The sequence below is a fragment of the Streptomyces muensis genome (assembly GCF_021474425.1).
In the GTDB taxonomy this organism is placed as follows: Bacteria; Actinomycetota; Actinomycetes; order Streptomycetales; family Streptomycetaceae; genus Streptomyces; species Streptomyces muensis.
In genome coordinates this window covers 42,880-51,543 of sequence record NZ_JAKEIP010000037.1, presented here as the reverse complement: position 1 = coordinate 51,543, position 8,664 = coordinate 42,880, and the positions used below count along the sequence as shown (strand labels likewise).

Sequence of the window (8,664 nt, the reverse complement as noted above, 5' to 3'; positions counted from 1 at the left end):
CGGCGTCCGTGGGCTGCTCGGTCGACGTGAGGTGCTCGGCCGGCGTGGGGTGCTCAGGCTCGGGGGCGGCGTCGGCTTCGACGGCGGGCTGCTCCTCGGGGAGCTGCGCGGCCTCGGGCGCGGGGTCGGCCTCGGGAGCCGGAGGCTGTGCGGCCTCGGCAGCGGGGGTCTCGGAAACCTGGTCGACCTCGGCCGCGGGTGCTTGGGGCGTCTCGGGAAGCTGGTCGGCCTCGGTGACGGGGTCGGCAACCGGAGCAGCGGCTTCCGGAGTGGAACCCTCGGGCTCAGGAGCCTGGTCGGCCACCTCGACAGCCTCGACCACCGGGGCTTCGGCGACCTCGGCAACCTCACCGGCATCGGCAGCGGGAACCGTCGGCGCGGCAGGCGCCTCGTCGCCCTGAGCGGCACCGGCCACCCGGGACACCACCGCCTGCGCCGCGCCGGGCTGTCCGGTCGGGACAACCGTTTCGGCAGCCGTCCCCTCGGCGCTCACCGGAGCCGGGGCCGGAGCCTGGACCTGCACGGCGGCCGGGGCGGCGGCGCCCCAGGGGGCCGCCGGCTGCGGGGCCGCCGCTTCCTGCGGCTGCGGGACGTCCAGGTACTCGGGGCCGGCCGGGGCCTGCCCGGGCTGGCGTACGGGTGCGCCGACGGCGCCGCGGTCGGCGAGCGAGCGGACCGGGCTGGCGGAGGCGTCGGGGATGGGCGGGCCGAGGTGCAGGGGGCGGCGCGGGGTGATCGGCGGAATCGGCGTCGACGGGGCCGAGGGGACCGACGGGCCGGGCAGCCGTACGGCGCTGAGGTCGACCGAGCCGCTGTCGCGGCCGGAGATCTCGTGCGCGTCCGGTTCGTGCACGGCCTCGACGACCGGTTCCGGCGCGGGCGGAGCGACCTCGTTGCCCCAGGCGCCCTGGGAGCCGGGCAGCAGCAGGTCTTCGTCCTCGGCGGTGGTCTCGGAGAGGTAGGTGTACGAACCGTGCGCCGCGGGGGCGCCCGGCTGCTCCACCATGCCTGCGCTCTCCGGCAGTCCCTCGCCCGGGACCTGGCCGGTGTCGGTCATGCGTACCCCTCGCCCATCGGTTAGTGCTTCTACGACCAGCTCACCGGGGACGGCGCACCGACCGCCCCCGCAGTGAAGAACGAGCGTGTGTGCCCAGCGGCACGAACGACCCGCCCAAAAAAGGCGACAAAGCCATTGAGTGGCATTGTCGTGGCCGTTCGGCCGTCGCGACAGGTTGATCCGCGACAGGCCGCTGTGGACTGCGCCACGTTGCGCGTCCTCCGGTTCCGCCGTACCACACCCACCCCAAACGGGGCGTGTTTTTCCGGACATTGACCGACGAAGTGCCGGGCGACCGAGTGCGGTACAACGATCGGCCAGCCTACCGCGCGCGGTACGACAACAGGATCACGGGGACGGCTTCGCGGTCACCCGGTGCGGTCGGGCAGCACCCCGCTGAGCAGGAACGCGACACTGCGCTCGCGCTCCGTCCAGGCCCGCGTGTCGAGTTCGACGGACTGGAGGAGGGAGCACTCGACGTCGTAGCCGTGTGCGGTGAGGTCGCGTCCGACGATCTCGGCGGCGTCGCGGGTCGCGGCGTGTGTGACGATGCGCTGCGGACGCCGGTCGGCGACGGCCGAGACGACCTCCGCTCCCCCGCCGCCGATGCGTACGACGTCCGGTTCGGGGAGGTTCTCCAGGGCGTGCGGGGCCGTGCCGTTGACGACCTGGAGCTGGACGCCGAAGCCGCGTGCGTTGGCCTCGGTGCGGGTGCAGGCCTGTGGGTCGCGGTCGACGGCGATGACGGCGGCGCCGGCCCGGGCGGCCTCGACGGAGAAGGCTCCGCTGCCGCAGCCGATGTCCCACACCAGGTCGCCGACGCGCGGGCCGAGCCGGGTGAGTTGGGCGGTGCGGAGCGGTTCCAGCTCGCCTTCGCCCATGAGTCCGCCGTAGGACTCGGCGGGCAGGGTCCAGCCGCGGGGTCCGGCGGCGGGGTCGCGGCCGGCGATCCAGTCGCCGGACTCGCGGGCGGCGGCCGTGCCGCCGATGACGATGACGACGTTCGGATCGCGCCAGGTGTGGTCGGCGGCCTTGTCGGAGGTGACGACGGTGACCTGCTCGCGTTCGCTGCCCAGCGCCTCGCAGATGACGAAGGTGCGGTGGACGCCTTCCAGGAGGAGGCCGAGTTCGGCGGGGCCGGCGCCCGGTGAGGTGAGGACGGCGACCTTGGTGTGGGCGCGGCACACATTCACCGCGCGTCGCAGGGTGCGACGGTGTGCGACGACCACTTGTGCGTCGTCCCAGGGCATGCCGGCCCGGGCGAAGGCGGCGGCGACCGAGGAGACGGCGGGCACGACCTCGACCTCCAGGCCGAACTCGGGCGCGCGCAGGGTGCGTACGACCCCGAAGAACCCGGGGTCGCCGTCGGCGAGGACCACGGCGGTGCCGCGGTGGCCGGCGATCCGGCGGGCGGCGAGGGCGACGCTGCCGAGGCGGATGCGCTCGGCGGTGGGCGGCACCTCGGGGAGCGCGAGGTGGTGTGCGGCACCGGCCACCAGGGTGGCGGCGCCGAGAGCGGAGCGTGCCGCGGCGGTCAGCGGTGAGCCGTCCCAGCCGATCACCGTGACGCGGTCGGCCATCGTCGTCAGTCTCCAGGGTTCGCGCAGGTCGCCTGCGTGGGCTGTCCGTGGGCGGGCTCCGTGAGCGTACCCGGTGTCAGTTCCAGTCGCCGAACGAGGTGAAACCGTCGGCGGGCTGATCGCCGACGCCCTCCAGGTCCTCGGGCAGCAGGCTCCACACGATCAGGTCGGTGCGGACGTCGGTCCACTCGCCGCTGTCCGTGCGGGTCCGGGCTATCCAGGCGCCGCGCAGCACGCCCTCGCTGATACAGCCGATCTTCTGGGCGACCTGCTGGGAGGCGGTGTTGTCGGCGGCGGTGCGCAGTTCCAGCCGTTCGAACTTCTGGTCGTGGAACAGCCACTGCGCGGTGGCCAGGGCCGCCTCGGAGGCGTAGCCCTCGCCGCGGGCCCAGGGCGCGACGACGTAGGAGATCTCGCTGGAGCGGACCCGCCAGTCGGTGTTCTGGAGGTGCACGATGCCGACCAGGCGCTGGGTGAGGAACTCGTCGACGGCGAAGACAATGCCGCGACCGTCGGCGCGTTCGGCGGGCGCGAGCCGGGTGATCCAGTCGCGGGCGTCGTCCTCGGTGTAGGGCTGCGGCACGGTGGTCCAGGCGGTGACGAGTTCGTCGTTCATCATCTCGGCGAACGCCTCGACGTCCAGGTCCTCGAAGGGGCGCAGCACCAACCGCTCCGTGCTGATGGAGATGTTGGGGAAGGTGCCAGTCATGCGCCGCTCCGTAACCTTTGAAAATCCGTCAGGGCCTGCTGAACTGCCCAGCATGCAGCATGAAAGCACTGAACCGCACCACGGGGTCCACACCAAGTGAGCGAGTGGACCCCGTGCGTGGCGATACGCCGTATACGCGCCGTCTAAAGGATCAGAAGGCGGCGACGACCGCTCCGTCGTACTTGTCCTCGATGAACTTCTTCACCTCGGGCGAGGTGAGCAGCTTCGCGAGCTTCTCGACGCGCGGGTCGCCCTCGTTGCCCTTCTTCACGGCGAGGAAGTTGCCGTACGGGTTGTCCTTGGGCGACTCGGCGGCGATGGCGTCCTTCGCCGGGCTGAGGTCGGCCTCCAGGGCGTAGTTGCCGTTGATGACGGCGGCGTCGACGTCACCGAGGGAGCGCGGCAGCTGGGCGGCCTCCAGCTCCTTGAAGTTCAGGTTCTTCGGGTTGGAGGCGATGTCCTTCGGGGTCGCCTCGTAGCCGACGCCCGCCTTCAGCTTGATCACGCCGTTGGCTTCGAGCAGCTTCAGCGCGCGGGCCTCGTTGGTGGTGTCGTTCGGCAGGGCGACGGTGGCGCCCTTCTTCAGGTCCGTCAGCTTCTTGACGCCCTGGGAGTACACGCCGAGCGGCTCCAGGTGCACCGTGGCGTTCGGCACTGCGACGACGTCGGTGCCGTTCTTCTTGTTGAAGTCGTCCAGGTACGGCTGGTGCTGGAAGTAGTTGGCGTCGACCTCACCCTGCTGGACGGCCGTGTTCGGCGTCACGTAGTCGGTGAACTCCTTGACCTCGAGGTCGAGGCCGGCCTTCTTGGCGAGGTTGTCCTTGATGTACGTGAGGATCTCGCCCTGCGGGGTGGGCGTGGCGGCGACCTTCAGCGGGGCGCTCGCGTCGGAGCGGGAGTCCTTGTCCGCGCCGCAGGCGGTGAGCCCGAGGGTGAGGGCTCCGGCGGCGAGGACGGCAGTGGTGAACTTGGCGGTGTTACGCACGAAAAGTGCCTTTCCTGATGGTGGTGCATCCCCATGGGGTATTACGGGGAGATCTGGGGGGAGCAGGACCTAGACGGTCTTGGTCGTCGCCGTGGACGCCTTCAGCAGCCGTAGCTTCGGCCCGGGGCCGGAGCGTCCGCCCCGGCGGTGCAGGGAGCGGGCCGCGTAGTCGCCGGCGAACTGGATGAGGGAGATCACGACGGCGAGGATCGCGACGGTGAGCCACATCAGCTCGGTCTCGAAGCGCTGGTAGCCGTAGCGGATGGCGATGTCGCCGAGGCCGCCTGCGCCGACCGTGCCGGCCATGGCGGAGTAGCCGATGAGGGCGACGATCGTGGTCGTGGTGCTGGCGATGAGGGAGGGCAGGGACTCGGGCACGAGGACCTTGCGGACGACGGTCCAGGTGTTGCCGCCCATCGACTGCACGGCCTCGACGAGCCCGCCGTCCACTTCGCGGACAGCCGTCTCGACAAGGCGCGCGAAGAACGGGATCGCGCCGATCGCGAGCGGCACGATGGCGGCCTCGCGGCCGATGGTCGTGCCGGTGACCCAGCGCGTGAAGCTCATCAGCGCGACCATCAGGATGATGAACGGCATCGAACGGGCGACGTTCACGATCTGCCCGATGACCTTGTTGGCCAGGACGTTCTGGAGGAGCCCGCCCCGGTCGGTGAGGACGAGCAGGATGCCGAGCGGGAGGCCGCCGACGACGGCGATGACGGTGGACCAGCCGACCATGTAGAGGGTGTCCCAACACGCCTGCTCCAGCAGGGGCTGCATCTCGGACCAGGTCACAGCTGGGCACCTTCCTTCAGCAGAACGGGCTCCTGGCCCAGTACGTCGATCTGCAGGCCCTGTTCGCGCAGGAAGCCGATGGGCACGACGTTGTCCTCGTAGCGGCCGGGCAGTTCGATGCGCATCCGGCCGACCTGGAGGCCGCCGACGGTGTCGATGGCGGCGCCGAGGATCGAGATGTCGATGTTGTAGGTGCGCGAGAGCTGGGAGATGACCGGCTGGGTGGCCGCCTCGCCCTGGAAGGTCACGTCGACGACGGTGCGGTCGTCGGCGGAGGCCTCGCCGCCGACCGGGAAGAGCGCGGAGGCGAGTTCGGAGCCGGGGGTCGCGAGCAGCTCGCTGACGGTGCCGGACTCGACGATGCGGCCGTTCTCCATGAGTGCGGCCGAGTCGCAGATCGACTTCACGACGTCCATCTCGTGGGTGATCAGCAGGACGGTCAGGCCCAGCTGCCGGTTCAGGTCGCGCAGCAGCTGGAGGATGGAGCGGGTGGTCTCGGGGTCGAGGGCGCTGGTGGCCTCGTCGGACAGCAGCACCTTGGGGTCACCGGCGAGGGCGCGGGCGATGCCGACGCGCTGCTTCTGGCCGCCGGAGAGCTGGGCGGGGTAGGCCTTGGCCTTGTCCGCGAGACCCACCAGGTCCAGGAGCTCGAGCGCCTTGCGCGACCGCTCCTTGCCGGACTTGCCGAGGATCTCCAGCGGCAGCTCGACGTTGTCCTGGACGGTCCGTGAGGACAGCAGGTTGAAGTGCTGGAAGACCATGCCGATACGGCTGCGGGCCTGCCGGAGTTCCCTGCCGGCCCGGGGGCCTCGTCCGGCGAGGGCCGTCAGGTCCTGTCCGGCGACGGTCACCGTGCCGGCGGTGGGGCGCTCCAGCAGGTTGATGCAGCGGATGAGGGAGGACTTGCCGGCGCCGGACTGGCCGATGACGCCGTAGACCTCGCCTTCGCGGACGTGGAGATCGACGCCGTCGAGGGCGGTGACCTCACGGCCGCGTGAGCGGTAGACCTTGGTCAGGCCCGTGGTGGTGATCACTGGGGTTTCCGTCACTGTCGAGTGCGCGGCGCGTCGTGGGCGCCGGGCACGTGGCGTTCATGGTCGAAGGCAGCCGGAACGCAGCACGGTTCTCCGGGACGCGGAGGGAACCGGAGGAGAATCGTGTGCGCGGGGCGCGGCTCAGTCACCTACGCGGGGCGTACGGGCGGACATGAGCGGGCTCTCGCTTCGGGGCGCGAGGCTCAGCGGTGGTGCGGGGGCCCTCTAGAAGGCGCACATTCGACACATACAACGAGCACCGGGCGTCAGGGTCGCCTCGGTCGCAAGGGTGCGGCAGCTCGTCGTGGTCATGCGATCAGTAAACCAGACCTACGGTCCTTACCGGCCGCCGCTGTCCACATACCGGACAGCGGCGGACAGCTCTCAGCCGCGTACGGAGATCTCGATGCCGGCGTCGGTGACCAGGGCGGACAGGGCGGACAGGTCCCGCACCACATGGTCGGCGTCGAGCTCATGGGCCTGGTGGGTTGTGGTGAACGCCACGGTGGTCATCCCGGCGGCGCGACCGGCCTGGAGACCGGCGGGGGCGTCCTCGAAGACGACGCAGTGCGCCGGGTCGACGCCGAGCTGCCGGGCGGCGAGCAGGTAGGGCTCGGGGTCGGGCTTGCCGCGCGTGATGTCGTCGGCGGCGATCATCGTCTTGGGCCGGATGCCGACGGCGTCGAGCCGGGCCTCGGCGAGCCGCCGGGTGGCGGAGGTGACGACGGCCCAGCGGTCGGCGGGCAGCGAGTCGAGGAAGGCCTTGGTGCCGGGCAGCAGATGCACTCCGCCGTTCGGCACGTCCTCGACCTCCAGCGCCTCGATCCGGGCGAGGGCCTGCGGCACGACGTCGGCGGGCAGCAGCTCGGTGACTATCTCCACGGCCGGACGTCCGTGCAGCTCGACCCTGCCGAACTCCTCCGTGATGCCGTACTCCTCGGCCCAGCGTGCCCAGCAGCGGTCCACGGAGGCGAGGGAGGAGACCAGTGTGCCGTCGTTGTCGAACAGGAGGGCGCGCGCATCGATCGTCATGGTCCAGACCCTACGGTGCCGTCCGGGGGCGGCCGCACCAGCCCTTTTGGGCCGTAATAGGCTCGCCGCATGTTTGATGCCCTGACGCTGGCGACCGGGGTCGCCGCGCTGTTGCTCGCCGCCTGGTGCGGCTGGGCGGCCTACCGTGACCAGCCGACGAAGGACTGGCACTTCATCGGGATGGCCGTGGTGACGGTACTGGCCCTGGTGCAGCTGGTGGCCGGGATCGTGCTGCTGGCGCGGGGCGAGAAGCCGGAGCAGGGCACGACGATCTTCGTGGCGTATCTGCTGGGGTCGTTCGCGTGCATTCCGGCCGCGGGCTTCATGTCGCTGGCCGAGCGGTCCAAGTGGGGTTCGGTGACGGTTGCCGCCGGCGGTGTGGTGCTGGCCGTGCTGGAGGTGCGGCTGTATGACATCTGGGGAGGCTGAGGTGACCGTGTCGGAGGACGAGCCCACCAGGACGCGGCTGATCGGCGGTCCCGGGATTCTGCTGGTGTGGCTGTACGGCGTGATGGTCGTCGGGGCCGTGTCGCGGTCGGCGTACCAGATCGCCACGGAGTTCGACCGGGCGCCGCTTGCTTATTCGTTGTCGGCGGTGGCGGGGCTTGTGTACGGGTTCATCACGTACACGCTGGTGCGGGGCGGGGAGACGGCCCGTAAGGCGGCGCGGGTGTGCTGCGCGGCCGAGTTGGCGGGCGTGCTGATTGTGGGTACGTGGACCATGGTCGAGCCTTCGGCGTTCCCCGATGCGACCGTGTGGTCCGATTTCGGTATGGGGTACGTGTTCATTCCGGTGCTCTTGCCGCTGTCCGCGCTGTATTGGTTGCGCAAGCGTGCGCCTCATGGGGATGCCGCCTGAGGTTTTCAGGCGGCATGCGGTCCGTTGTGGCTTGTCGCGCAGTTCCCCGCGCCCCTAAAGGCAGGGGGTTGCAGTCACGCTGTTGTTGCGTATGCGCCGGCTGCCTTCTCCAGGACGACCATCGGGACGCCGTCGGCGCCCTTGGACGTGCCCACCGTTTCGTAGCCGACCTTGCGGTAGAGGCGGAGGTTGCCCTCGCTGCGGTGGCCGGTCTCCAGGCGGAACCTCTTGGCGCCGCGCTGTTCGGCCAGGGCCGCTTCCGCCGCGCGCAGCAGCCTCGCGCCGATGCCGTGGCCCTGGAGGCGGGGGTGGACGCAGAGCTTGCCGATGGCGGCCGAACCGTCCCCGGTGACGCTGCCGCGGACCGAGCCGACCACCTCCTCGCCGAGCCGGGCCACGAAGACGCAGTCCGTGGCGACCTCCGCGCGGACCGAGTCCAGGGTTTGGACGAGCGGGTCGATGCGGTAGTTGCCGTACAGCGCCGCTTCGCTCTGGAAGCACAGGTACTGCAACCTGAAGATCTGCTCCGCGTCCTGCTCGGTCGCCGCAGAGATGGTCACGCTCATGCCCATGTGCGCACGCCTCCCGCTCACCTGATCGCCTGTCGTCCCCC

9 protein-coding genes and 1 pseudogene are annotated in these 8,664 nt (G+C 70.7%); 2 read left to right on the top strand and 8 right to left on the bottom strand.

Annotation, left to right across the window (positions count from 1 at the left end; translation table 11 throughout):
• The 7 genes and pseudogenes from L0P92_RS12910 to L0P92_RS12880 all read right to left on the bottom strand — a co-directional run.
• Window positions 1-1,057: pseudogene (locus tag L0P92_RS12910) on the bottom strand (nicotinate-nucleotide--dimethylbenzimidazole phosphoribosyltransferase); the annotation flags it as partial.
• A gap of 368 nt (window positions 1,058-1,425) precedes the next feature.
• Window positions 1,426-2,637 (bottom strand): precorrin-6y C5,15-methyltransferase (decarboxylating) subunit CbiE, encoded by a 1,212-nt coding sequence (gene cbiE, locus L0P92_RS12905; RefSeq protein ID WP_234762714.1) that lies wholly within the window; start codon window positions 2,635-2,637, stop codon window positions 1,426-1,428.
• 76 nt (window positions 2,638-2,713) lie between these two features.
• Window positions 2,714-3,346, bottom strand: a complete 633-nt coding sequence (locus tag L0P92_RS12900) for a GNAT family N-acetyltransferase (protein ID WP_234762713.1) — start codon at window positions 3,344-3,346, stop codon at window positions 2,714-2,716.
• Window positions 3,347-3,497: 151 nt separating this feature from the next.
• Window positions 3,498-4,331 carry a MetQ/NlpA family ABC transporter substrate-binding protein gene (locus tag L0P92_RS12895; protein WP_234762712.1) on the bottom strand — a complete coding sequence of 278 codons (834 nt, stop codon included), beginning with the start codon at window positions 4,329-4,331 and terminating at the stop codon, window positions 3,498-3,500.
• Window positions 4,332-4,400: 69 nt separating this feature from the next.
• Window positions 4,401-5,126, bottom strand: a complete 726-nt coding sequence (locus tag L0P92_RS12890) for a methionine ABC transporter permease (RefSeq protein ID WP_234762711.1) — start codon at window positions 5,124-5,126, stop codon at window positions 4,401-4,403.
• Window positions 5,123-6,160, bottom strand: a complete 1,038-nt coding sequence (locus L0P92_RS12885) for a methionine ABC transporter ATP-binding protein (RefSeq protein WP_234762710.1) — start codon at window positions 6,158-6,160, stop codon at window positions 5,123-5,125. Before L0P92_RS12885 ends, L0P92_RS12890 begins: the two co-directional genes overlap by 4 nt.
• A gap of 384 nt (window positions 6,161-6,544) precedes the next feature.
• The gene (locus L0P92_RS12880) at window positions 6,545-7,192 is read right to left on the bottom strand and encodes an HAD family hydrolase (protein ID WP_234762709.1); all 648 of its coding nucleotides are present in this window, start codon (window positions 7,190-7,192) and stop codon (window positions 6,545-6,547) included.
• A gap of 69 nt (window positions 7,193-7,261) precedes the next feature.
• On the opposite strand from L0P92_RS12880, the gene L0P92_RS12875 reads away from it, so the two are divergent.
• Both L0P92_RS12875 and L0P92_RS12870 read left to right on the top strand, forming a co-directional pair.
• A complete protein-coding gene (locus L0P92_RS12875) occupies window positions 7,262-7,621 on the top strand; it encodes a hypothetical protein (protein ID WP_234762708.1) in 360 nt (119 codons plus the stop codon).
• Window positions 7,602-8,051 carry a hypothetical protein gene (locus tag L0P92_RS12870; protein ID WP_234762707.1) on the top strand — a complete coding sequence of 150 codons (450 nt, stop codon included), beginning with the start codon at window positions 7,602-7,604 and terminating at the stop codon, window positions 8,049-8,051. The genes L0P92_RS12875 and L0P92_RS12870 overlap by 20 nt, the downstream gene beginning before the upstream one ends.
• Window positions 8,052-8,125: 74 nt before the next feature.
• Here the strand turns inward: L0P92_RS12870 and L0P92_RS12865 are convergent, their stop codons facing one another.
• Window positions 8,126-8,623 (bottom strand): GNAT family N-acetyltransferase, encoded by a 498-nt coding sequence (locus tag L0P92_RS12865; protein ID WP_234762706.1) that lies wholly within the window; start codon window positions 8,621-8,623, stop codon window positions 8,126-8,128.
• Window positions 8,624-8,664: the final 41 nt, after the last annotated feature.

Excerpts from the sequence above, each read along its gene's own strand:
- L0P92_RS12870 (WP_234762707.1), top strand. The coding sequence starts at position 7,602 with ATGACATCTGGGGAGGCTGAGGTGACCGTGTCGGAGGACGAGCCCACC.
- L0P92_RS12875 (WP_234762708.1), top strand. The coding sequence starts at position 7,262 with ATGTTTGATGCCCTGACGCTGGCGACCGGGGTCGCCGCGCTGTTGCTC.
- cbiE (WP_234762714.1), bottom strand. The coding sequence starts at position 2,637 with ATGGCCGACCGCGTCACGGTGATCGGCTGGGACGGCTCACCGCTGACC.
- L0P92_RS12865 (WP_234762706.1), bottom strand. The coding sequence starts at position 8,623 with ATGGGCATGAGCGTGACCATCTCTGCGGCGACCGAGCAGGACGCGGAG.
- L0P92_RS12880 (WP_234762709.1), bottom strand. The coding sequence starts at position 7,192 with ATGACGATCGATGCGCGCGCCCTCCTGTTCGACAACGACGGCACACTG.
- L0P92_RS12900 (WP_234762713.1), bottom strand. The coding sequence starts at position 3,346 with ATGACTGGCACCTTCCCCAACATCTCCATCAGCACGGAGCGGTTGGTG.